General features: G+C 69.5%; 17 protein-coding genes and 1 tRNA gene. 4 read left to right on the forward strand and 14 right to left on the reverse strand.

The features are described 5' to 3' along the window. Window positions 1-578 (forward strand): IS256 family transposase (locus tag WB794_RS08985; RefSeq protein WP_337335521.1); only part of this gene is annotated, 578 nt, incomplete at its 5' end. A 353-nt stretch (window positions 579-931) separates the two neighbouring features. Here WB794_RS08985 and WB794_RS08990 read toward each other — a convergent pair. Both WB794_RS08990 and WB794_RS08995 read right to left on the reverse strand, forming a co-directional pair. After that, window positions 932-1,008: transfer RNA gene (locus WB794_RS08990), tRNA-Arg, on the reverse strand. Between the two features lie 195 nt (window positions 1,009-1,203). Then, the gene (locus tag WB794_RS08995; RefSeq protein WP_337335522.1) at window positions 1,204-1,437 is read right to left on the reverse strand and encodes a hypothetical protein; all 234 of its coding nucleotides are present in this window, start codon (window positions 1,435-1,437) and stop codon (window positions 1,204-1,206) included. Window positions 1,438-1,574: 137 nt separating this feature from the next. Between WB794_RS08995 and WB794_RS09000 the strand changes: the two genes are divergently transcribed. Next, window positions 1,575-2,510, forward strand: coding sequence for a UbiA family prenyltransferase (locus WB794_RS09000; RefSeq protein ID WP_337335523.1), 936 nt, complete (start codon window positions 1,575-1,577; stop codon window positions 2,508-2,510). Between the two features lie 8 nt (window positions 2,511-2,518). Here WB794_RS09000 and mnmG read toward each other — a convergent pair whose 3' ends face one another. From mnmG to WB794_RS09020, 4 genes are all read right to left on the reverse strand, one after another. Then, window positions 2,519-4,417, reverse strand: a complete 1,899-nt coding sequence (gene mnmG / locus WB794_RS09005; protein WP_337335524.1) for a tRNA uridine-5-carboxymethylaminomethyl(34) synthesis enzyme MnmG — start codon at window positions 4,415-4,417, stop codon at window positions 2,519-2,521. A 546-nt stretch (window positions 4,418-4,963) separates the two neighbouring features. Further along, window positions 4,964-6,460: a hypothetical protein gene (locus tag WB794_RS09010; protein WP_337335525.1), complete on the reverse strand. Its 1,497-nt coding sequence runs from the start codon at window positions 6,458-6,460 to the stop codon at window positions 4,964-4,966. A 124-nt stretch (window positions 6,461-6,584) separates the two neighbouring features. Then, window positions 6,585-9,188 carry an aminopeptidase N gene (gene pepN / locus WB794_RS09015; protein WP_337335526.1) on the reverse strand — a complete coding sequence of 868 codons (2,604 nt, stop codon included), beginning with the start codon at window positions 9,186-9,188 and terminating at the stop codon, window positions 6,585-6,587. Between the two features lie 217 nt (window positions 9,189-9,405). Next, on the reverse strand, window positions 9,406-9,777 hold the full coding sequence (locus WB794_RS09020) for a hypothetical protein (RefSeq protein ID WP_337335527.1): 372 nt from the start codon (window positions 9,775-9,777) through the stop codon (window positions 9,406-9,408). A gap of 181 nt (window positions 9,778-9,958) precedes the next feature. Between WB794_RS09020 and WB794_RS09025 the strand changes: the two genes are divergently transcribed. Beyond that, entirely contained in the window at window positions 9,959-10,927 is a 969-nt protein-coding gene (locus WB794_RS09025; protein ID WP_337335528.1) for a pyridoxal-phosphate dependent enzyme, read from the forward strand. Window positions 10,928-10,968: 41 nt separating this feature from the next. Here WB794_RS09025 and WB794_RS09030 read toward each other — a convergent pair whose 3' ends face one another. The 3 genes from WB794_RS09030 to WB794_RS09040 are packed head-to-tail and all read right to left on the reverse strand — an operon-like array spanning window position 10,969 to window position 14,225. Then, complete coding sequence (locus tag WB794_RS09030; RefSeq protein WP_337335529.1) at window positions 10,969-12,258, reverse strand: heme biosynthesis HemY N-terminal domain-containing protein; 1,290 nt, start codon at window positions 12,256-12,258, stop codon at window positions 10,969-10,971. Further along, a complete protein-coding gene (locus WB794_RS09035) occupies window positions 12,255-13,421 on the reverse strand; it encodes a uroporphyrinogen-III C-methyltransferase (RefSeq protein ID WP_337335530.1) in 1,167 nt (388 codons plus the stop codon). Before WB794_RS09035 ends, WB794_RS09030 begins: the two co-directional genes overlap by 4 nt. Before the next feature lie 33 nt (window positions 13,422-13,454). Next, window positions 13,455-14,225 carry a uroporphyrinogen-III synthase gene (locus WB794_RS09040; RefSeq protein ID WP_337335531.1) on the reverse strand — a complete coding sequence of 257 codons (771 nt, stop codon included), beginning with the start codon at window positions 14,223-14,225 and terminating at the stop codon, window positions 13,455-13,457. A gap of 56 nt (window positions 14,226-14,281) precedes the next feature. Between WB794_RS09040 and WB794_RS09045 the strand changes: the two genes are divergently transcribed. Beyond that, entirely contained in the window at window positions 14,282-14,743 is a 462-nt protein-coding gene (locus WB794_RS09045; RefSeq protein WP_337335532.1) for a YiiD C-terminal domain-containing protein, read from the forward strand. A 2-nt stretch (window positions 14,744-14,745) separates the two neighbouring features. Here the strand turns inward: WB794_RS09045 and WB794_RS09050 are convergent, their stop codons facing one another. The 5 genes from WB794_RS09050 to WB794_RS09070 form a co-directional block, all read right to left on the reverse strand. Beyond that, on the reverse strand, window positions 14,746-15,522 hold the full coding sequence (locus tag WB794_RS09050) for a ferredoxin--NADP reductase (RefSeq protein ID WP_337335533.1): 777 nt from the start codon (window positions 15,520-15,522) through the stop codon (window positions 14,746-14,748). 118 nt (window positions 15,523-15,640) lie between these two features. After that, window positions 15,641-16,111: a bacterioferritin gene (bfr, locus tag WB794_RS09055; RefSeq protein WP_337335534.1), complete on the reverse strand. Its 471-nt coding sequence runs from the start codon at window positions 16,109-16,111 to the stop codon at window positions 15,641-15,643. Between the two features lie 81 nt (window positions 16,112-16,192). Next, the gene (locus WB794_RS09060) at window positions 16,193-16,387 is read right to left on the reverse strand and encodes a (2Fe-2S)-binding protein (protein ID WP_337335535.1); all 195 of its coding nucleotides are present in this window, start codon (window positions 16,385-16,387) and stop codon (window positions 16,193-16,195) included. A 135-nt stretch (window positions 16,388-16,522) separates the two neighbouring features. Further along, window positions 16,523-19,951 (reverse strand): DEAD/DEAH box helicase, encoded by a 3,429-nt coding sequence (locus tag WB794_RS09065; RefSeq protein WP_337335536.1) that lies wholly within the window; start codon window positions 19,949-19,951, stop codon window positions 16,523-16,525. 158 nt (window positions 19,952-20,109) lie between these two features. Then, window positions 20,110-23,142, reverse strand: coding sequence for a S8 family serine peptidase (locus WB794_RS09070; protein WP_337335537.1), 3,033 nt, complete (start codon window positions 23,140-23,142; stop codon window positions 20,110-20,112). Window positions 23,143-23,388 lie beyond the last annotated feature (246 nt).

Here is a 23,388-nt window from a genome sequence, read left to right on the forward strand (position 1 = left end):
TGCGGGTGTTCAACGACCTGAAGACCCGCGGCGTGGACGACATCCTGATCGGCGTGGCCGATGGCCTGAAGGGCTTCCCCGAGGCGCTGGAGGCGGTGTTCCCGGCGACCACGCTGCAGACCTGCATCGTGCACCTGATCCGCAACAGCCTGGACTACGCGAGCTGGAAGGAGCGCAAGGCGCTGGCAGCGGCGATCCGGCCGATCTACACCGCGCCGACGGCCGAGGCCGCCCAGGCCGAGTTGGACGCGTTCGAGGCCGGTCCCTGGGGCGAACGCTTCCCGACCGTAGCCGCTGCCTGGCGGCGCGCCTGGTCGCGCGTGATTCCGTTCTTCGCGTTCCCGCCCGACGTGCGGCGGGTGATCTACACGACCAACGCGATCGAGAGCGTGCACGCGCGCCTGCGCAAGATCATCAAGACCCGTGGCCACTTCCCGAGCGACGAGGCGGCCACCAAGCTGATCTGGCTGGCCTTGCGCAACATCACCTCCGAGTGGAGCCGGGCGACCCGCGAATGGAAGGCGGCGATGAACCAGTTCGCGATACTCTACGAAGACCGGTTCACGCTGGCCCGCTGAAGGAAGGCCACGAACTAAACCGCCTCACACACAAAAAATCGGACACGCCCGGGTTGGGTCAGATCGCCTTTGCCTGCTCAAGGAGGGGGAGGCTCTGGGGGCGTCGGGATGGTTCAAGCCGTGTGAACAACGTTGAGAGCGTCACAGAGGCTTCTGGTCCTGAGGCATCAACTAGCCGCCGAGGCTTCTGGTCAGCGGGCGCGGGCCTGTCACACCAGCTTCTGGTCATCCGACCAATCGGCGTCTGCAGAACTTGTCACAGAGACCGTCACAGAACTGTCACACGACGGGTTTCCCGTGAGTGCTGCAGTGCGGCATTTTGTCAGATTGCCTTTTGAGACAAAGGCTTGAGATGGCGCGCCTGGAGGGATTCGAACCCCCGACCAATGGCTTCGGAAGCCACTACTCTATCCGGCTGAGCTACAGGCGCGTGATGCAGAACTTTTCCGCTGCGGGCCACGGGTGGTGCGGGGTGGCCGTGCTGCGTGCCGGTGGGTGGCGCGCGGGGCGGGGCCGCGTATTGTGCCATGGATGCGCGGCGCGGCGCGATGTCCGGAGCGTGGGGGCCGGGAATCGGTCGCCAGCGCTGCTGGCCGCGGGGTGGGCCAGCAGCGGTGCCGTTGCGTCAGCGCCGGTAGAGCGCGGCGTTGAGGCAGGAAAAGATGCTGACGATGAACCAGCCGAACGGCAGCAGGCTCAGCGTCACCAGCCAGGTGATGGCGAAGGCGACGCAGGCGGTGAGGAACCACAGGATCGCCGAGATCAGGCGGCCCTGGACGAGTTGGCCGAGGCCCGGGATGAACAGGCTGCAGATGGCGGCGATGACGTTGCCGGTGCTGCCTTGTCCGGTGGAACTCATGGGCGTGCTCCTTGGGTGTGGTGGGCGATGCTGCGTGATGGTGACGGGGCGATGCGCCGGACGTGACCGCCACCGCTGCGATATCGGGTCGAATGGGCGAGAATGCCAGCCTCGGCGTTCATGTGCCCGATATCTTCATGCCAACTCCTCGATCGCTGCGCCCCGATGAGCGTTCCGATGCCTCCGTCACCCGCATGGGTGCGGCAGGTGCGCGCGTGCGCCTGGCGTGGGCGTGGGCGTGGGCGTGGATGCGTGGGGCGTGGCGGGGCGGTATGTTCCTGCTGCTGTGGCCGGCGTGGTGGGCGCTGTGGCTGGCCGCGGACGGGTTCCCGCCGTGGAACGCGCTGCTGTTGTTCGCGTTGGTGCCGTGGCTGGCGTATGGCGTTGCACGCGTTTCCGGGAATCTTGCCGGTGCCTGGCTCGACCGGCGCGGGCAGGCGGACGATCAGCCTTCGCCCACGCGCGACGCCTCGCGTGGGCGCGATGCGCTGCTGGCGCTTGCGGGCGCGCTGCTGCTGGCATTGGCGCTGGAGTTCCTGGGCAATCGACTGACGCTGTATCTGGGCGCGGCGGCGCTGGTGATGGCGCTGGGCGTCCCGCTCGTGCAGCGCGTCAGCTACCTGTCGCAGGCGGCTCTGGGCGTCGCATGTGCCTGGGGTATTCCGATGGCATTTGCCGCGGTGCAGGGCGGCGTGCCGCCGCTGGGCTGGCTGCTGCTGTGTGCCGGCACGCTGTGGGCGAGCGGTGGCTGGATCTGGCAGGCGATGGCGCAGCGCGAGGAGGATCTTCGTCGCGGCGTACGGTCGGTGGCGATCCTTCTGGGCGAGTTGGATCTCCTGGCGCAGGCGCTAGTTTCCGGCGGCATGCTGGTGGCGCTGGTGCTGGTGGGCCAGCGTGCGGAGCTGGGTGCGGCGTATTTCGCGGCGCTGGGCGTGCCGGCGCTGCTGATCGGCGCGCAGTTCTGGATCGCGCGGCGGCGCGAGCCTGGGGCCTGCCTGTGTGCGTTCGCGCTCGGTGCGTGGGTGGGCGCGGCGGTGTTTGCCGGCATTGTGCTGGGGCTGGCGTTGAAGTGACCGTCGCGTCAGCCGGTTGACGCCGCCGCCTGCATCCCGCGCCAGCGCTTGATGTGCACCAGCAGCAGCGAGATCGCGGCGGGGGTGACGCCCGAGACGCGCATCGCCTGGCCGATGGTTTCCGGACGCGCACGCTCCAGGCGGGTGCGCACTTCGACCGAAAGCCCGGAAATGCCGTCGTAGGAAAAGTCCGGCGGGATCGCGGTTTCCTCGCTGCGGCGCTGGCGCTCGATTTCCTCGGCCTGGCGGTCGAGATAGCCGGCGTACTTGGCCTGCACTTCGACCTGCTCGGCGACGCGCGGATCGTCCACGCCCGGGCCGATCGAGGCGACGCGGGTGAGGCGCGCGTAGTCCATTTCCGGGCGACGCAGGAGGTCGTGCGCGGATGTCTCGCGGCTCACCGCCACGCCCAGGGTTTCCTCCACTTCGCGGCCAAGCGCGTTGCCGGGCGCGGCCCACAGTGCCTTGAGCCGGCTGGATTCGCGTTCGATGGCCTCGCGTTTTTCCGAAAAGTGCCGCCAGCGCGCGTCGTCCACCAGCCCGAGTTCGCGGCCGCGTTCGGTGAGGCGCAGGTCGGCGTTGTCTTCGCGCAGCTGCAGCCGGTATTCGGCGCGCGAGGTGAACATGCGGTAGGGCTCGAGCACGCCGTTGGTGGTGAGATCGTCGATCAGGACGCCGATGTAGGCCTCGTCGCGGCGCGGGGTCCACGGCGCTTCGCCACGCGTCGCGCGCGCCGCGTTGATGCCGGCGACCAGGCCCTGGGCCGCGGCCTCCTCGTAGCCGGTGGTGCCGTTGATCTGGCCGGCGAAGTAGAGGCCGGCAATGGCGCGGGTTTCGAGCGAGGTTTTGAGGCCGCGCGGATCGAAGTAGTCGTACTCGATGGCGTAGCCGGGGCGGGTGATGACGGCGTTCTCGAAACCGCGGATGCTGCGCACCAGCGCCAGCTGCACGTCGAAGGGCAGCGAGGTGGAGACGCCGTTGGGGTAGATCTCGTGGGTGGTGAGGCCCTCGGGCTCGATGAAGACCTGGTGCGAATCCTTTTCGGCGAAGCGCACCACCTTGTCCTCGATCGAGGGGCAATAGCGCACGCCGGTGCCTTCGATCACGCCGGTGTAGAGCGGCGAACGGTCGAGTGCGCCGCGGATGATGTCGTGGGTGCGGGCGCTGGTGTGGGTGATCCAGCAGCTCACCTGGCGCGGATGATCGGCCGGCGATCCGAGGTAGGAAAAGACCGGGCGTGGCGTGTCGCCGGGCTGCTCTTCCACCCTCGACCAGTCGATGCTGCGCCCGTCGATGCGCGGCGGCGTGCCGGTCTTGAGGCGGTCGGCACCCAGCGGCAGTTCGCGCAGGCGCAGCGCCAGCGGCGTGGCGGGGGCGTCGCCGGCGCGGCCGCCGGCGTAGTTGGAAAGCCCGATGTGGATCTTGCCGGCCAGGAAGGTGCCGACGGTGAGCACGACGCGGGGCGCATCGAAGCGCAGGCCCATTTGCGTCACCACGCCGCGCACCTGGTCACCTTCGAGCGCCAGATCCTCGACCGCCTGCTGGAACACGGTGAGGTTGGGCTGGGTTTCCACCGCGCCGCGGATCGCGGCCCTGTAGAGCTGCCGATCGGCCTGGCAGCGCGTGGCGCGCACCGCCGGGCCCTTGGAGGCGTTGAGGGTGCGCCACTGGATGCCGGCGCGGTCGGCGGCGCGTGCCATGACGCCGCCGAGCGCGTCGATTTCCTTCACCAGATGGCCCTTGCCGATCCCGCCGATCGCCGGATTGCAGCTCATCTGGCCGATGGTGTCGATGTTGTGCGAGAGCAGCAGCGTGCGCGCGCCGCTGCGTGCCGAGGCCAGCGCCGCCTCGGTGCCGGCGTGGCCGCCGCCGACCACGATCACGTCGAATTGTTCGGGATAGCGCATGACAGAACCTGACGAACTTTGTCGCAAATGACTGATTTTCGTAGTTGGAACGATTCCTGCATCAACAGGAATGCACCCGTGCCGGCAGGCACGCGGCAGGTCACAAGGCTAGCAGCGCCAGGCGCGCACCGGACTGATCGGCCGCGGTGTTGATCGAGATGAACAGGGATCGATCAGCGCGTCACGGGGACGCCGCCGGCGTCAGCACATCGACGACCGGCACATCTCACCGCTTTTCCCCGGTTACGGAAAAGCCGAACCCCCGCTTGCGGAGTGCGCCGCAAGCGGGGGTTCTTCGTGAAGTCGGCGCCCGACGGTCTTTAGTGGAACAGGGGGAATCCAGGACAGACCATTGTCGGGCGCCGAACAGGCGGTGAAGCTTTCAGGTGGCTTCCGGACGCTGTCGCAAACAGACGCTGGAGGTCACTTGTGGCGAATCATACCGACGTACGGAAGTGACGCAAGACGCCTCGGCCCGATGATTGCCAAAAATTGTGACTGCGTTCACGAACATGAAGACGAGCGGCCCGGGAGCGCGGGCCATCGTCAATCCTCGCGGTTCGAGCCCACGCGCCGCACACCGCTGTCGCGATTGCCCGAGTGCGACTTCGTGGGCTCGGATCGCGATGCGGGAGCCGGTGGTGGTGCCGAATACGTTGGCGGATTTGCACGCGATGGCGCGCTGCGCACCGGCGCTTCGACCGGGCGCGCGGGCAGGGGCTGCGCGCGTGCGGGGGCGTAGACGGAGCCGGAGCCGGAGCCGGAGCGCCCGACGCCGGAATCCATCGTTCGGATCGGTGCCTGCGGCACGCTGCTGCGCGGCGGTGCGGTGCGTGCCGGCATCGGAGTGACATCGCGCGAGGGCGCGGTGCGTGGTGCCGGCGCGCTGTCGCGCTGGTAAGTACGCCCGTAGCTGTCATCGCGCGAAGGTGTCGTCACCGGTGCCGTGCGCTGCACGGGTCGCACCGTGCGGATCGGAATGCCCTGGCTCGGTGCGCTGCGTACCGGTGCGGTCGTCGCGTCGCGCGCCGGGACCGGGTTCATGCCGCGCACGGGCATCGGAGTCGTACCGCGCACGGGTGCCGGAGTCGTACCGCGAACCGGCAGGGCCGGGCGGTTGGAACCGTCCGCGCTGCCGCGAATCGAGGTGCCTCGCTCGGCCGGCGCGAACGTGCGTGAGGGCAGGTTGCTGTCGCCGTCACGCAGCTGGTCGCGGCGGCTGTCGTTGAGCGAACGGGTTCCGTCCAGGCGGCTGCGCGGGACGGACTGGCTGCCGCGCACGGGGTTGCCGAACAGGCCCGTGGAGGGCTCCGAGCGGGGCGCGCCCGCGCCTGTGCGCCGCACGTCGGCGGCGGGCGCGGTCTTGCCGTAGGCACCGGGTCGCGTCGTGCCGTAGCTGCCGCGCGGGATCGCCGCGCGATTGCCGCTGTAGGACGGTGCCGCCGGCCCGCCCTGGTTGCGGTTGTACCCGCTGGACGAACCGCTGCGCGGATAGGCGTTGCTCGGGTACGGCCGGCGGATGTCCGCCAGGCGCGAGGCTTCCACGCGCGCATCGCCGTAGCGCGGGGTCGGGTAGTAGTTCCGGTAGTTCGGGTAGTGGTGGTACGGGCGACGCCAGTCGTAATAGTTGTCCACATACGAATAGCGGTAGGGCGAATAGGACAGCCAGCCGTGCGAATTCCAGCCGTAGCTGTAGCCCAGGCTGAAGTAGCTGCGCGGGAACCAGGTGACGCCGTAGTAGTAGCCCGGATACACGAACGGGTCGTAATACCAGCGGTTGATCGGCCAGAACACCGAGTAGTAGAACGGGTAGTCGAAGTAGCTGACCCCGAAGCTGCCGTAGCCGTAGGAACTTGCGCCGAAATAGTAGTCGCCGCGGTTGCCGTACGAGGGCGAGTAGTAGCCGCTGCCGTCGCGGTAGTAGGTCGGTGCATCGGAGTAGTAGCCGTCGGTGGCGTACGGCTCGCGATAGACCACCTCGCGGGTGGTGATGCAGCCGGTGAGCATGGCGGCGGCAAGCAGAACGATGATCCAGCGCTTCATTGCGGTCGGCCCCTTCTTTCTCGACGTGTAGGGTGAGTCTCCGGGGCGGGCGGTAAATCCGTGCTGAACTTGCCGCGCACGGACGGATCCGCGCATCGCGGATTCAGCTTGCGATGGCGCAGGTTCAGTCTGGATCCGCGCCGCGCAGCCGCGCCAGCGTTTCGCGGCTGTCGCGCGAGGTCAGTCGCGTTTGCAGCGCGTCGAAGTGCGCGTCCAGCAGGCGGCGACGCCCGTCATCCAGGCGTCGCCAGTTTTCCAGCAGGGCCAGGTGGCGCGAGGCGACCTGCGGATTGATCGAATCGAGCGCCGGCAGCAGTTCGAAGAAGAGCGCGTAGCCGGCACCGTCGGCACGGTGGAAAGCCGGCACGTTGCTGCGCACGAAGCTGCCGAGCACGGCGCGCACGCGGTTGGGGTTGGTCGGCTGCCAGAACGGGCCGCGCACGATCGTGGCGACGGTGTCGAGGGTGCCGGCACGCGGCGCGGTGACGAGCGCGCCCAGCCAGCGGTCGACCACCAGCGCATCGCCGCGGTGGCGTGCGGCGAAGTCCTGGAGTACCTCATCTGCCTGGGCGAAGCCCGCGTGCAGCAGGGTTTGCAGCGCCGCGAGGCGGTCGGTGAGGGTGTTGGCACCGTGGTACTGCGCCACGGCCCGTTCGCCCTCGCGCTCGACGCGCGCCAGCCGCGCCAGGCACAGGTTGCGCAGGCGTCGCGCGCTGGCGCTGTCGCCTTCCAGTCCGCCCGCGGCGCGTGCGGTGAGCTGCAGGTGGCGCTCGCGCAGGCGTTCGGTCTGGTCGATGGCCAACGCATCGAGGGTGGCTTCACGCGCCGCCCACAGCGCGTCGACATCGATGCGCTCGAGCTGTGCGCCCAGGTCCCAGAAGTCGGGCAGGGCCAGGCACGCGGCCACGAAGGCGGCGTCGGCGCGCGGATCATCCAGCAGGATGGACTGGGCGCGCAGCAGCGCATCGAGCGCGACTCGCCGCTGCGCTCCGGGAAGGATCGCGGTGCGCGCAAGCTGCTGCAGCGCCTGCCAGCGCGTCAGCGGGTCGGTCTCCACCTGCACCAGTCGCGCCAGCTGCTCCGGCGCATAGTCGAAATCCAACCGCACCGGTGCCGACAGGCCCTGCAGGAAGGCTGGCAGCGGCGGTTGGGTCAGGCCGCGCAGCCGCAGCGTGTGTTCGCGCTGGCGCAGCTCGATGAGGCCGGGGCGGTAGTCCGCGTCCACTTCCGGGTGTGTGTCGATGCGACGGCCGTTGGCGTCGTAGAAGGCCAGAGCCAGCGGGATGTGCAGCGGGTGATCGGGGTCGCTGCCGTGCTGGCGCAAGGTGAGCGTGTACTCGCCGCTGACCGCATCGAAGCGCGCCTGCGCCTCGATGCGCGGCGTGCCGGGCTGCTCCCACCAGTGCAGGAACTGGGTGAGATCGCGCCCGGAGGATTCGTCCATGGCGGCCACCAGGTCTTCGACCGTGGCCGCGCCGCCGTCGTGGCGTTCGAAATAGAGGTCCAGCCCGCGGCGGAAGCCGGTTTCGCCCAGGAGCGTGTGCAGCATGCGCACCAGTTCGGCACCTTTTTCGTAGACCGTGGCGGTGTAGAAATTGTTGATCTCGCGGTAGCTTGGCGGTCGCACCGGATGCGAAAGCGGGCCGGCGTCCTCGACGAACTGGCGGCTCCTGAGCAGGCGCGCGTCCTCGATGCGCTTGAGCCCGCGCGAGTGCAGGTCGGCGGTGAACTCCTGGTCGCGGAATACCGTGAGCCCTTCCTTGAGCGAGAGCTGGAACCAGTCGCGCAGGGTCACGCGATTGCCGCTCCAGTTGTGGAAATACTCATGCCCGATCACCGATTCGATCGCGATGAAGTCGTCATCGGTGGCGGTATCCGCGTCGGCGAGGATGTAGCGGGCGTTGAAGATGTTGAGGCCCTTGTTTTCCATCGCGCCCATGGTGAAGTCCTGCGCGGCGACCACGTTGAATACGGCGAGGTCGTAGGCACGGCCGAAGCGGCGCTCGTCCCATTGCATCGCCCGCAGCACGGCACCGAGCGCGTATTCGCAGCGCGCCACGTCGGCGCGGTCGGCCCAGACGTTCACTTCCACCGTGCGTCCCTGCATCGTGGTGAATGGCGCGGACAAGCGCGCCAGATCGCCCGCGACCAGCGCGAACAGGTAGCTGGGTTTGGGGTGTGGGTCGTGCCAGCGCGCAAAGTGGCGGCCGCCGTCCAGTTCGCCCGCCGCGACGCGGTCGCCGTTGGACAAAAGCACCGGGAAGCGGGCGCGATCGGCGATCAGGGTGACGTCGTAGACGGCGGACACGTCGGGGCGGTCGATGAACCAGGTGATGCGGCGGAAACCCTCGGCCTCGCACTGGGTGAACAGCGCGCCGCGGCTCAGGTACAGGCCTTCGAGGCGGGTGTTGCGCTGCGGGTGGATGCGTGCCGTGGTCCGAAGTTCGCACGCGGACGGTGCGGCGGTGAGCGTGAGGCCGCTCGCGTCGAGGGTGTATTCGCCGGGGCCGAGCGTGCGGCCGTCGAGCGCGATGTCGAGCAGCTCCAGGTCCTCGCCGTCCAGCCGCAGCGGTGGTGCCGGCTGGCCGGGCTGGGCCACGAGCCGCAGGGTCGAGGTGACGCGGGTGCTGGTGGCACCGAGCTCGAACTCGAGCGCGACGTGGGTGATGCGCCATGCGGGCGCGCGGTAATCGGCGAGCCGGACGACAGTGTCGGAATCCGTGGTCATGCTTCTTTCTGCGTGGGGTGCCGTCGGCGAAGCGGCAGATCGGTGGGACACGATCCGTGCGGTCGACGTTGAAAAAGCATGTTACCCAAACGGGGTATGCGAGAGCGAATCGAGCGGCGTGCAAGGGCGCGTGGGCAAGGCGCCGTTTCGCGCCGACGCCGCGCCGCAGCCGGCGCGGTGCCGGCTGCGATGCGCGGACTGCATCAGGCCGGGCGGATCATTCGTCGGTGTCGGCCTGGCACCCCAGCAGCTCCCGGTTGGTGATGTCCCAGCTGGCTTCGTGGTTGCACAGTGCGACGGCGTCGAGGATGCAGACATCGCCGTCCTCGTCCACCAGGCGCACGTCGTACACCTCGCACGGCACATCGGTCAGGGTGAACTCGTCACCCTGTCCGATCACCTCGCTGCCAAGCTGGTCCGGACCCCATTCCTCGTCATCGACGGAAGACAGGTAAAGCTCGTGCAGCACCCAGGAGGAATCATTGCGGATGGTGATCTCCGAGTCGCCGCTGGCGGCCAGGGTGCCGGTGGCAAAGAGGACGAGGGCGAGTGCAGCGGTGATGCGAAGCATGGAGGACATGGAGGACATGGAGGATTCCCGTGGGTTGGACGTTGCGGAGCGAGCCGCCGCCGGCGGCGGCAGGGCATTTTCGCCTTTTAGATGCCCGCGTGGGAATGGTCTTGACACTGTTCGTGCAGGATGCATGTGCCCACCAATCGGGCATCCGCGGCGCTATGCTTTCCGCCTCCGAGCAACCCGGACGCGGTGCATGGCTTTTGCCCCTGTCGAGAACTGCAGCATCGACGCCGTGCGCGAGGCGGCCGCGCGCATTGCGGCGCACGCCCGCGTGACGCCGGTGCTGCAAAGCGCGTCGATCGACCGGATCGCCGGCGCGAGCCTGCATTTCAAGGCCGAACACCTGCAGCGCGCGGGAGCCTTCAAGTTCCGCGGTGCCTGCAACGCGGTGTTTTCGCTCGATGCCGCCGCTGCGGCGCGCGGCGTGGTGACGCAGTCTTCGGGCAACCACGGTGCGGCCATCGCGCTGGCCTGTCGCCTGCGCGGCATTCCCGCCACCGTAGTGGTGCCGCGCGGTGCGCCGCAGGTGAAGCTTGCCGCCATCGCGGATTTCGGCGCACGCATCGTGCCGTGCGAGGTGTCCCAGCACGATCGTGATCGCGTCACCGCGCAGGTGTTGTCCGAGACCGGCGGCGAACTCATCCATCCCTTCGATGACCCCCGCGTGATCGCGGGGCAGGGCACGGCGACGCTGGAACTGATGCATCAGGTGCCGGGGCTGGATGCGATCATCGCGCCGGTGTCGGGCGGCGGACTGCTGTCGGGTACCCTGATCGCGGCCAAGGCGTTGAATCCGGGCATCGCGGTGTTCGGTGCGGAGCCGGAGGGCGCGGCCGATGCCTGCGCCTCGCTGCGGCAGGGCCGGCGCATCGTCGACATGCGCCCGGACACGATCTGCGACGGGCTGCGCGCGCATCTGTCCGAGCGCACCTTCACCATCCTGTCGCGCCACTGCGACGGCATCCTCCTGGCCAGCGACGAGGAAGTGCGCCAGGCCATGCGCCTGGTGTTCGAGCGCATGAAGCAGGTGGTGGAACCCTCGGGTGCGGTGGCGTTGGCGGCGCTGCTGCGCGCGCGCGCGCGTTTCGCCGGAAGACGCGTGGGCATCGTGCTTTCCGGCGGCAATCTCGACCTGACGGCACTGTTCGGTACCGCGGAGTAGGCGTTCCCTGCGCGCCCGGTGAGGCGCGGGCGCACGTGGCCTCAGGCCGGCGGCTGGGCGTCGTCCTCGTCAGCCTCTTCGTAGGGCAGCCGCGGAACGCCCATGTCCGACCGCACTTCGGCCACGGCCACCTTGGCGATTTCGTCGCGCAGCGGGCGATCCGAGCGCGTCTGCGCGCGCTCGCCGCGCTGCACCGCCAGCGCCTTCGCGTAGGCGTCGGCGGCCGCGTCATTGCGGTGCTGGGCGGCATGGACATGGCCGAGTTCTTCCCACGCCGCGGCACCGGCACCGTGCGCCAGCGCGCGCTGCAGGTAATCCTCGGCCTTGCCCCAGATCTGCTCCTTGCGGCACAGCTTCGCCAGCGTGACCAGGAGCCCGGGATCATCCGGATGTGCGGTCAGCCAGCTTTCGGCCATCTTCAGCGGGGAGCGCCCGCCGCCGCGCGGCAGGCGGCCGTAGATGGCGGCCAGTTCGGGCGACCAGCGCTTGCGCATCGCATCTTCCACGGCGGTCACGGCGGCGTCGCTGTCACCCAGGTCCACGGCGCGCCTTGCATAGGCGGCGACGATGGGCGCACGGATCTTCTGCGCGCGCGACAGGTTGCCCCAGGTCGAGGCCAAAGTCTGGGCGTCCGCTGCTTGCTGCAGCGCGGCGGCAATGGTGGCGTCTTCCTCCTGCGTCAGGGCATCGCCTTCCAGCACGCGGCTGGTGCGCAATGCCGGCAGCAGGCCCACTGCCTCGCCGGCGCGCCCGGTTGCGGCCAGTGCCTTGACGTAGAGCTCGATCGCGCGCGGCGGCAGGGCCGCCACCGGCTGGGCGTCGAACAGCGCGGTGATCGCGGGCGCATCGCCGCTGCGCTGGTGCTGGCGCGCCGCGACCAGGGCCGCGACCAGCGCATCGCCGCGCTCGCCCGCCTGCGCCAGGAGTTCGTCCGCGCGCTGCGTGTCGCCGCGCGACTGCGCCGCGCGCGCGGCGCCCAGCAAGGCCGGAAGCCGGTGCTGCGGTTCGCTCGCGGCGCGGGTGAGCAGGCGCTCGGCGCGATGCCAGCGCCCTTCGTGCAGGGCCACCAGACCGCCGGCAAGCCGCTCGCGCGCGACGTGGCGGCGCCGCCGCGACCAGTATCGTCCGGGCATGCGCAGCAGCTTGACCACAAGCCACAGCGCCGCCAGCGCCAGGATCAGCGCGGTGGTCGCCACCACCAGGGTGGTCTCGATGCTCCAGCCGCGCAGCGCGATCTGGACGTAGCCCGGATCGGCCGCGACGATGCGCCACAGCCAGGCACCCGCGAGCGCGAGCGCCAGCAGCGCGAGCAGGCCGACGAGGCGTTTCACGGCACGGCTCCCTCGTCGCCTTCGTCGGCGGAAAGCGGATCGGGTCGAACCGAAGGCGTGACCGCGTGCTCGACATCCGGCAGGTCGCCGGCGGGTGCGGGCGGCGGTGGGAGCGGCTTCAGCGGCACGCTGGTGCTCACGCTGCGCGCGGCGCGCAGGCTGCGCAATTCCCGCAGCGTGGCACCGAGCACCGGCGGCGTGGGCAGCAGCGGCGTGTTCCGCGCGGCGGAAAGGCGCGCCTGCCAATCCACCACGGCGGGCGAGCCTTCATCGAACAGGGCCTGGCCGGACTGCGCGATGCGATCCAGCGCGGCCTGGAAGGCGGCGGCGTCCGGTCGCGCCAGCGCGGCCTGGGCCAGTTCGAACTGGAGCGCCATGGCGGCCAGGGCGGCCTGATGCTGGGCCGGGCCGAGCGGATCGGCCTGGGTGCCGACGCGACGCACCGTGACCAGCTGGCCGAGCAATTGCGCCAGACGCGAGCTGTCCGGGCTGGCGAGGGACACCTCGCCGCTGCGCGAGGAAGGCAGCAGCGGCAGTTCACCGGCCAGCGTCGCCAGCTCGGCGCGCAGCGGCGGACGCGGGTCGGGCGGCATCTGGCGCAGCTGGATCAGCTCCTGTGCGAGGGTCTGGCGCAGCGTGGCCAGCGCCGGATCGTCCAGTTCCGCAAGCGCGCCTTCGGCCAGCGAGTAGGCTTGGATCGCCGCCCCGACGTCGGCGTAGAGCGAGAGGCGTTCGGCCCCCATTGCGAGCAGGAACTCCGCCTCATTGAGGCGCAGCAGGCTTTCTCCGCTCATCCGGCTCTGGGCGAGGCGGGCCACGGCGTCTTCCAGCAGGCCGGCGCGCTCGCCCATGCCCAGAAGCTCCTCGCGCAGGACCTGGTTGGTGGCGCTGGACGAGTCCAGCCGCTGCGACAGGCGCTGCTGGCCTTCGCGCAGCTGGTCGAGAGCGCGATCGATGTCGGCCAGGCGTGCGCGCAGGGTTTCGTTTTCCGCCTGGGTTTCGGCGCGCTGGTCGTCGCTTTGTCGCAGGCTCAGGAAGGCCCAGCGTGCGCCGACCGCGACCAGCACCAGCACGATTGCGAGCAGCAGCCACGGCCAGCGCCTGGGCGTGCTTGCGCCGGCGTCGGTCGGGGGGGGAGAGTCGGTGGAGTCGATGTCAGCCAAGGCTGCAGTTTCCGGACAAGTCCGGCAATCATGCTACCGGAAGCCGGCAGTGCCCACATGCCCGACGAGCGCATCGAGCATGGCGGTTGCGGTGGGAGCGCTGGCGACCAGCACGCCGGCAAAGCCGCGATCGCGCGCCAGTTCGGCAAGGCGCAGACTGCTGGCCACGGCGGTGGCGTCCAGCAGACGCGTCCGCAGCGCGTCGGAAAGCGCTGCCAGTACCCGTTCCAGCGCCTCGCCGCTGGACACCAGCACCGCACGCGGCGGCGTGCTGGCATCCAGCGCGCGCAGGTGGCGCGCATCCAGGCGCGGTGGCAGGCGCCGGTACACCTCGGCCCGATGCAGTTCCATGCCGCGGGCGGCGAGCCCGGCGGCAATCACGCCGCGCCCGCCGGGGGCGGTCACCAGCCCCACCGGCCCGGCCGCATCGCGCCAGTGCGGCAGGGCGAGCACGCCGTCGGAGTGCATCGCATCGGGTGGCGGCGTAATCGAGGAGACGCGGTGTCGGGCCAGCGCCCGCGCGGTGCCTTCGCCCACCGCGATGGCGGTCTGCCCGCGCAGGGCGCGCGGCGGCAGGAGGCGTGCGGCGAACATGACCGCCGCCGGGCTGGTGAACACCACCGTGTGGCAGGCCAGGGCGTCGCGCAGCGCCGCGCGCGCGGCGTGCTCGTCGGGCGCGGGCGCGAGGCGCAGGCCGGGCAGCGCGAGGTGGCGGGCACCGCGTGCCTGTACGGCGCGCCGCACCGCGGCCTGCTGCGCGCTGGGGCGCAGGCAGACCACCGACCAGCCGGCAAGCGGCTTCAAGACAGGCTCAGGCATCATCGGGCAAGCTTACGCGCCCTCCTGCCGCAAGCCCAACCGTGGATACCCCCGCTTCGTCCCATCCGGTCATCACGCGCCTCCTGACCATGCCGCCGGTGCAGGCCATGCAGCTGCGCCTTGCCGGCTTCGATGCCGATACGTTGTGCCTTGCCGCGCCGCTGGCGGCCAACGTCAACGACAAGGGCTGCGCCTTTGGCGGCAGCCTGACGAGCGTGATGACGCTGGCGGCGTGGGCGCTGCTGTCGATGCGTCTGGAGGATGCCGGCCACCGTGCCGATGTCTACGTGCAGGATTCCAGCGTGCGCTATCTGGCCCCGCTGTACGGCGACCTGCATGCGCGCGCATGGCTGGAAGACGGGCAGACGTGGAACGAGGTGCTCGACGCCTTCGCGGCGAAGGGCAAGTCGCGCGCCCGGATGGAAGCGGAAATCCGCGATCCGGCAGGCACCCTGTGCTGCACCTTCAGCGGTCGCTTCGTGGCGCTTGCGCCGCGCGATTGACCTCATTTCTCCACGAACGCGCGCTCGAACACGTATTCACCCGGCGTGCCGATGCGCGGGGAGGCCTTGAACCCGCGCCGGTCCAGGATGGCGCGGAAGTCCGCCAGCATCTGCGGGCTGCCGCAGATCATGGCGCGGTCGTGCGCCGGATCGAGCGGCGCGATGCCGAGGTCGGCGCTGATTTGCCCGGCGTCGAGCAGGTCGGTGAGGCGGCCGCGGTGGACGAAGTCCTCGCGCGTGACCGCCGGATAGTAGAGCAGCTGGCGGGAAACCATCTCGCCCAGATATTCGTGCCGCGGCAGTTCGCGGGTGATGTGGTCGCGATAGGCCAGGTCGCCGACGTTGCGCACGCCGTGGGTCAGGATCACCCGCTCGAAGCGCGCGTAGGTGTCGGGGTCCTTGATGATCGACAGGAAGGGCGCAAGGCCGGTGCCGGTGGAGAGCAGGTACAGGTTGCGGCCCGGATGCAGGTCGGAAATCAGCAGGGTGCCGGTCGGCTTGCGCCCGAGCAGGATCTCGTCGCCGGGCTGGAGGTGCTGCAGGCGCGAGGTGAGCGGGCCGTGCTGGACCTTGATGGAGAAGAACTCCATTTCTTCTTCCCAGTTGGCGCTGGCCACTGAGTAGGCGCGCATCAGCGGTTTGCCGTCCACCGGCAGGCCGATCATCACGAACTGGCCGTTCTCGAAGCGCAGTCCGGCACCGCGCGTGGTGCGGAAGCTGAAGTAGTCGGGCGTCCAGTGGTGGACGGACAGCACGCGTTCGACGTCGAACGTGGACATGGGGCACTCCATCAATGAAAGGGCCCGGCAGTCGTCGCGCCGGGCCCCTGGCATTTTAGCTGCGCTGCAACAGGCGGTTTGAGCCGGATCAATCCCGCGTGCCGCGGGCCGGGAGGGTTCAGCCGCCGATCTGCGCCTGCAGGTAGGTTTCCAGGCCAAGCCGCGCGATGAGGTCGGCCTGGGTTTCCAGCCAGTCCAGATGCTCCTCGCCGGCGTGCAGGATCGAGGTGAGCAGGTCGCGCGATACGTAGTCGCCAGCCGATTCGCAGTACGCGATGCCCTCGCGCAGGTCTGCCAGCTCCTGGCGAACCAGCGCCTGGTCGCATTCGAGGCATTCCTGCGGCGTTTCCCCGATCAGCAGCTTGCCCAGGTTCTGCAGGTTCGGCAGGCCTTCCAGGAACAGGATGCGCCCGATCAGCCGGTCGGCCTGCTTCATCTGGCGGATCGACTCCTTGTAATCGCGTTCGTCGAGTTCTTCCAGGCCCCAGTTTCCGAACATGCGTGCATGCAGGAAGAACTGGTTGATGGCGGTGAGCGCGTTGAACAGCGCCTTGTTGAGGTGCGCGATGGCCTTGCGGTCGCCTTGCATCGGAGGCACTCCGTCGTGGAAAGGCGACTAGGGTAGCGGGATTGCGCGGCGGGATGGCGCTGCGGCGGCGCGCGCGTCCGATCAGGCGGCGCGCAGGGGCAGGTTCAGGGCCTCGCGGCGGGTTTCCCGCAGGATATCCATGGCCAGCTCTCCGCAGCTTCCGCACACGGTGGCGCAGCCGGTGATGGCCGACAGGTCCGACAGATCGTCGGCACCGGCGCGAACGGCGTCGCGGATGTCGCGGTCGGTAATGCCGTTGCAGATGCACACGTACACGAATCACACCCATGATGGCGATGGGCGCATCGTCCTGCCAATGCGAATGAATGTCAATACCGTTCGCATCGTCGGCGGGTTCGGCAACGTATGTTGCAACGCACGCGCCGTGTGGCAACGGCGTCGGACCGGGCGTCAGATCGGCGCGAACAGTTCCGCCAGGTCGGCTTCATCGAAGCCCAGGGCGACGTTGCTGCCCCCGCCCTCCAGCACCGCACGCGCCAGCTCGGCTTTGCGCTCCTGCATGGCCTGGATTTTCTCCTCCACGGTGCCGGCGCAGATCAGCTTGTAGACGAAGACCGGCTTGTCCTGACCGATGCGGTGGGCGCGGTCGGTGGCCTGCGACTCCACCGCGGGGTTCCACCACGGATCGTAGTGGATCACCGCATCGGCGGCGGTCAGGTTGAGGCCGACGCCGCCGGCCTTGAGGCTGATGAGGAACACCGGGGTCTCGCCTTCCTGGAAGCCGCGCACCAGGTCGGAGCGCGTGGCCGCAGGCGTGTCGCCGGTGAGGCTCAGATAGGGCGTCCTGCGCTTGTCCAGCGCCTGGCCGATCAGCGCGAGCATCTGGGTGAATTGGGAAAACACCAGCACCCGCCGGCCTTCGGCGATCAGGCCGTCGAGCAGATCGAGCAGGGCTTCGAGCTTGGCCGATTCGCGCACCTTGCGCGCGGCCTCTAGCTTGACCAGGCGCGGATCGCAGCAGGCCTGGCGCAGCTTGAGCAGCGCATCGATGACCACGATGCCCGATTGCCCCAGCCCGCGCTGGACGATCGACTCGCGCACCCGCTCGTGCTGGGCCAGACGCAGGGTTTCGTAGAGCTGGCGCTGGGCACCCTGCAGTTCGAGCGAGCGCACGATCTCGGTCTTGGGCGGCAGTTCGGCGAGCACGTCCTCCTTGCGCCGGCGCAGCAGCAGCATGGCCACGCGCCGGTTGAGCCGCGCCTGGCGGTCCGCGTCGCCGTGCTTCTCGATCGGGGTGCGGTAGGTGCGGTTGAAGCGCGTCTCGCTGCCGAGCAGCCCCGGTTCCACCGCATCGAACTGCGCCCACAGCTCGCCCAGGTGGTTTTCCAGCGGCGTGCCGGTCATCGCCAGCCGCCGTCGCGCGGGGATTTCGCGAACCACCTGCGCGGCCTGGCTGCGCGCGTTCTTGATGGCCTGCGCCTCGTCGACGATCAGCAGCGAAAAGCGCTGTTCGCACAGGCTGTCGCGGTCGCGCGGCAGGAGCGGATAGGTGGTGATGACCAGATCCGAGTCCACAATGGCCTCGTAGCGCGCGGCGCGGCCGCTGCCGTGCAGCACCAGCACCCGCAGGTCGGGCGCAAAGCGGGCCGCCTCGTCACGCCAGTTGCCGACCAGGCTCGTGGGTGCCACCACCAGTGCCGGCAGGTCGAGCCGGCCACGCTGCTTTTCCGACAGGAGGTGGGCGAGCACCTGGACGGTCTTGCCCAGCCCCATGTCGTCGGCGAGGATGCCGCCCAGTCCGGCGTCGGACAGGAAATTCAGCCAGGCCAGGCCATCGCGCTGGTAGGGGCGCAGTTCGGCGCGAAAGCCCTCCGGCACCTCGGCCGTGGCGGGCAGTTCGCGCAGCCGATCCATCTGCGCGCGAAACTTTTCGGCACCGCGCCACGGCAGGCCGGCGTCTTCCGCCACCCGGCGCAGCGTTGACGCCTGGGTGCGATGCAGCCGCAGCCCGTCTTCGCTGCCGGCGATCCATTCGAGCAGCGGTTCGAGTACGGCGCGCAGGCGCGCCAGCGGAAGGCGCACGCTGCGGTTCTCGTCGATGCGCACCCGCCAGGCGGCGTCGCCCGGTTCGTCGGCGGGGCGCTCAAGCGGAAAATCGGGATCGGCCAGCACCCGGCGCAGGATCGGCAGCAGGTCGATGCGCTGGCCCTCGACGTCGATGCCCAGCGAGACGTCGAACCAGCGGCTGCCGGACTCGTCCAGTTCGGCAAGATCGGCGTGCCATTCGCCGATCTCGACCACATCGTCACGCGGGAAGTCCGCGGCATATTCGATCCGGAAACCTGCCGCCGCCAGTTCCGCCAGCACCGAAGCCCATGCCTCGGGGCTTGCCGGCGTGCGATAGCTCCCGGTCTGGAGCAGCCACTGGTCGGGTTCGAAGCGATTGCGCCGCAGCGCCATGTCGTGTGCCCAGATGAGCGCATCGCGCAGCCCGGCATCGGTCAGGCGCTGCTCCGCGCGCCGCTCCCGCACGGCGTCGCGAATGATCTCGGTGACTTCCTGCCCGTCGGCATCCTGGCGGCGCTCGTTGTACACGCCCGGCGCGAGGCGGTGGCCATCGTAGTCGAAGCCCAGCGTGGCCACGCCCACGCGCAAGGGCGCGCGCTGCGCGTGGCGTGCCTCCATTTCCACACTCACCACCTGCATCGAGAGTACCGCCACGGGCGTCGCCTTCACTTGCCGCACGCGGCGCGGCTGCGGCATCGCCACCGGCAGTGCGCTCTGGCGCTTGAGCCGCAGCTGCACTTCGGCCACGTCCTCGGGCTGGAGCGGCGGTGCCGCCGCCACGGCGTGCACCAGCGCCGGGTCGCCTTCGACCCGGCCGTAGCGCCGCGCCGCCGGCTGCACGTACCAGAGCCCGTGGCCCAGAAGCAGCACCGACGGTTCGGGATCATCCAGGACCAGCGCCAGGATCTGGGTGCCGTCGGGCTGGTCGTCCCAGCGCAGGTGGAGGGATTGCGCCGGCGCGGCTTCGAGAGGCGTGCTGCCGCGTTCCCAGAACACCGGGTGGTGGCGCATCAGATGGACCAGCGCGGCCTCGGTGTGGGTCGAATCGATCACGACCGGATCGGTGCGCCGCATGCCGCGGCTGGCGGAACCAAGAAGGGTGCCGAGCGCGATGGCGTCCTCCGTGCTCCAGCCGCCGGCCGGTGCCGGGCTCGGGCCTTCGGCCGTCAGCTCCAGCGGCTTGGGGTCGACCAGGCCGCCCATGCGGCCCCGCCCGGCGCGAAGGAAGGCGGGAAGCACTGCGAGCCGGCCCATGTCTTCGCGCAAAATCAGGCCGAAGCGGCGATCCACGGCTTCGGGCAGCGTCGCTCGCGGCTCCAGTTGCGCCAGCCGCGAGAACCAGAAGTCCCACGCCGGCAGGTTGCTCGCGGTCTGGGCCGCCATCTGACCGGCGAGGGCGCTGCGCAGCCATTCGGGCAGGGTCTCCATCTGCTCTGCCGGCAGCGTGCCGCTGGGCGGTGGCGGCGCGATGGGCTCATCCTTGGGCCACTGCGCGGACGGGAACCGCTGGGCGTAGAGCAGCAGCAGCGCCTGGTGCTTGCACGGCCCGTTGACCGGGCAGTCGCAGGAGCCGAACAGCGCCAGCTGCCCGCGACCCTGCTCGCGGAACTCGACCCAGGGTTCGTAGATCGCCTCGCCGCTGCCGCGCACCAACGCCCGCAGCCGGATCACTCCGCGCCGGTCGCGTTCCAGCGCCAGGCTCAGGAGGTGATCGTTGGCCAGATAGGTGTTGGCCCGGCGCAGGGTCGCCTGATCGAACTGGCGCGTCCAGTCGATCCCCGCCAGGTAATCGCGCACCTCTTCGGCATTCACGCACACGCTCCAGGTTCTGCACGGCGAACAGGGCATTGTGCGGCATCACCGCGCTGCGGACCAGCCCGGAGGCTCACGGCAGGCCGCTGTGTCATCGCGCTGAAAAAAAACCGGCGCGGTTTCCCGCGCCGGTTGAAGTCGTCGAGCGGAACGCGCGGTCAGCGCGTGACCGGCTCCAGCGAGATCGGCCGACCGCCGCCGTTGGTGCCGGTGGCGCGGATCAGCCAGTTGCGGTCGAAGCCGGTGATGGCCTGGTCGTTGGGGAGCAGGTCGACGCTGGGGCTGCTGAGGTCCGGAGCGACGCCGGCAGCGGTATCCACGTAGTCGCCGATCCAGCCGTGGCCGTTGAAGGGGCCGGGGTCGCCCGAGGCGGGACGCGTGCCCGCGTTTCCGGTCGGGTTGGTCATGGCGATGAGGATGTGGCCCGGACCGCTAACCACGATGGGCGTTGGCAAGGTGATGTTGCGCCACGCGTTGAGCGGTGCCGGCAGCGTGTAGGTGTGCTGGCCCAGCAGGGTTGCGCCGTTGGTCGGGTCCGCGTCGTCATCCAGGTAGATATAGATGTGGATCTTGTCGCCCTGCGGGTTCGAACTGGCTGCAAAGAGGGACTGCACGGCGGTAAGGGTGATCGGATACTCCTCGGCGGGCGGGGAGAACTGGTTCAGCCACACGAATCCGCAGTAGGTCGAACACCCCACGGCCGAGAAGCTGCCGCCGGCGTCGGGCATGGTGTCGATCTTCAGCACGCAGGTGCCGCCGTCGCAGTAGCCCGGCGGGGCCATGGGCGTTTCGCCCTTGATCGCCACGGTGAAGTGCTGGTCCGGCGAGGCGCTGCCGGTCTCCTGCAGGATGACTGCGCCAAACGACAGGGACTGCGTGGCCGCGCCGACCGCGGTGGCGGTGACGGTAACCGTCTGGGAGGCATCCGGGGCCAGGGTGAAGGTCGCCGGCGAGACCGAGAGCGTGTAGCCCGCCGGATTCTCGACGGTGGAGTTCCACGAACCCGAGACGTCCAGTCGATTGGTCACGGTGCGCGTCCAGCTGCACGAAGTGCCGCAGGCCACGTTGCGCAGCGAAGCCAGGTTGAGCTGGGTCTGGCTGATGCTGCCGCCGTTCGGGTTGGCCGCCAGGAAGTTGGCCTTGGTCTCGTCCAGGGTCAGGCCCGCCAGCGTGGCGCGACTCAGGTCGACGCGGCCGCTGCCGACGGCATCGGGGGTCCACGGCGTGGTGCCGTCCTCCATGAAGCCGGTGCGACTGGCGGTGGTCTGGATCGCCGATTTGACCTCGTACGGGGTCCAGGTCGGATGCACCGCACGCACCAGCGCCGCCGCGCCGGCCAGGTGCGGCGAGGACATCGAGGTGCCGGTCATCAGGCCGTAGTTGCCCTCGACGGCCATGTAGGCGGCGTAGATGTCGGTGCCCGGGCCGGTGATGTCGGGCTTGGTCAGATTGTCGTAGGGGGCCTGGGTCGGACCGCGCAGACTGCTGCCGTTGATCACGTCGCCCTGGCGGGACAGGATTTCCACCGGCAGGTAGTCGCCGAACACCGGATCGACGGTCGGTGCCGGCGCGCTGTCCTCGAATCCATCGCTGAAAACGTGATCGGATGGCGGATTGCCGATGAAGGCGATGAGCGCGTCGCCGATGGCCTGGGAGCCGATGCTGAACGAGGCCGCGTCACCGGGCGCACCGGTGGTGTCCATGGAAATGGTGCCGGGCTGGTTGTTGGCGACGATCACCGTGCGCGCGCCGGCGTTGTAGGCGTTGGTGATCTTCTCGGCGAAGTTGCACGAGCCGCGGCGAACGATGGCGACATCGGCGCTGGTGAACGTGCCCGCGGGGATGCCGCCACCGGCGGTGCAGGCTTCCAGGTTCGGAGAGACCTTGATGCGGGCATCGAACATCGGCAGGGTGACCGAGGGGCTGAGCGTGGTGCTGCCGGGCGTGAGCGGGATCTGCTCAAGCATGGCGGGCACGGGGCCGGGCGCGACGACGGTGAGCGTCGGGGTGACGACTTCGTCCTGGGTCGAGTTGGCGACCGTCAGGATCCACGGGCCGTTGTTGCCCACCAGACCGACCGGGTTGGTGCAGGTGTCGCGGGTATTGCCCGCCGAGGCCGCGACGAAGACGTCGGCGTCGGAGGCGTTGAGGAAGGACTGCATCCGCTGGTCGGTCCAGGGGTTGCCACCGCCGCAGGTGCGGCCGATGGAATAGTTCACCACGTCGACCTGATCGACGATCGCGTGCTGGATGGCCGATTCCAGCGAATCCTCGGACAGCGCGCCGGTGGTGTGGTTGGCGACGTTGTAGGAATAGATCGAGGCGCAGGGAGCGACGCCCGACATCGTCACGCCGGCAGGCAGCGGCGGGGCCGGCGGTGCGGACGCGTTGCTGAGGGTGTTGCCGGCGGCGGTGCTGGACGTATGCACGCCGTGGCTGCTCATGTCGGCGTCGAACAGGGTGCCGGTGCACTGGGTGCCGTTGTTGGTCACGCAGTCGCGCGGGAACAGCTTGGGATTGGCCGCGCTGAAGCCGCAGGCCGGGTCATCGGTGAATGACGGGTGGCCGATGAAGGTGCCGGTGTCGATGATGCCGACCTTCACACCCTGTCCGCGGGTGGCCGTCGCCCAGTTCGGGATGGCCGTGCCGTTCCAGATGGTATCCGCGCCGATGAACGAAGGGCCGCGCGTGGTCTGGGTCTCGTAGAGCTGCACCGGTGCGACCGACAGGACGCCGGGAAGCCCGGCAACCTGCAGCGCCTCGGCGTGGCTGAGGGAAACGGAAATGCCGCTGCGGGTGACGTCATAGGTGTAGTGGATGTCCAGGCTGTGGCCCAGCGCGCGCTGGATCGCGTCCAGGTGCAGCTTGCGCTGCTCCACGAGATAGTTCTGGTATTCCTTCGCCGCCACCGAGTCCATCACGAACTTTTTGGAGCTGTTGAGCGAGATGCCGTCCACGCCCGGCGCGGTGCGCGCCAATCCTGCGATGCCGCCGCGGTACTGGACCAGGCCCGGCTCGACGAAGGTGACGATGTATCGCCCGGTTTCGCTCTCCTCGAGGGTTGCCATCGGAGCCTGGACGAACTGGGCGTCGAATGAGGTGGGTGCCGCGTGAAGCGTGGCCGGCGCACCGATGCCGGCGATGGCAAGGCCGATGGCTGATGCCACGAGGGTCGGTTTGATGAAGCTCATGCATTACTCCAGGAGTTTCGAGGTTGCTGCGGTGTGCACACCCGGCCTCTTGCGGAGGCCGGGCCCGGGGGCGTCGTGTCGACGGGGAATTTCAGGTGGCGTCGTGCCGGCAATGCATCGCCGGCCGGTCGCGGTGCCGCCAGACCGCCCGGTTCCGCCGGTCGAGTGACGGAGCGGGCAGCAACGGCCGAGTATCACAGCAGACGCGGAGCCAGACAATGCGCGGTGCAGCACGGGCCGCGCCTG

It is taken from the genome of Denitratimonas tolerans, from assembly GCF_037203605.1.
Taxonomy (GTDB): Bacteria; Pseudomonadota; Gammaproteobacteria; order Xanthomonadales; family Xanthomonadaceae; genus Denitratimonas; species Denitratimonas tolerans.

Bases quoted from the DNA above. Each gene is read 5' to 3' on its own strand.
- WB794_RS08995 (WP_337335522.1), bottom strand. From the start codon at position 1,437: ATGAGTTCCACCGGACAAGGCAGCACCGGCAACGTCATCGCCGCCATC.
- WB794_RS09000 (WP_337335523.1), top strand. From the start codon at position 1,575: ATGCCAACTCCTCGATCGCTGCGCCCCGATGAGCGTTCCGATGCCTCC.
- mnmG (WP_337335524.1), bottom strand. From the start codon at position 4,417: ATGCGCTATCCCGAACAATTCGACGTGATCGTGGTCGGCGGCGGCCAC.
- WB794_RS09010 (WP_337335525.1), bottom strand. From the start codon at position 6,460: ATGAAGCGCTGGATCATCGTTCTGCTTGCCGCCGCCATGCTCACCGGC.
- pepN (WP_337335526.1), bottom strand. From the start codon at position 9,188: ATGACCACGGATTCCGACACTGTCGTCCGGCTCGCCGATTACCGCGCG.
- WB794_RS09020 (WP_337335527.1), bottom strand. From the start codon at position 9,777: ATGTCCTCCATGTCCTCCATGCTTCGCATCACCGCTGCACTCGCCCTC.
- WB794_RS09025 (WP_337335528.1), top strand. From the start codon at position 9,959: ATGGCTTTTGCCCCTGTCGAGAACTGCAGCATCGACGCCGTGCGCGAG.
- WB794_RS09050 (WP_337335533.1), bottom strand. From the start codon at position 15,522: ATGTCCACGTTCGACGTCGAACGCGTGCTGTCCGTCCACCACTGGACG.
- bfr (WP_337335534.1), bottom strand. From the start codon at position 16,111: ATGCAAGGCGACCGCAAGGCCATCGCGCACCTCAACAAGGCGCTGTTC.
- WB794_RS09070 (WP_337335537.1), bottom strand. From the start codon at position 23,142: ATGAGCTTCATCAAACCGACCCTCGTGGCATCAGCCATCGGCCTTGCC.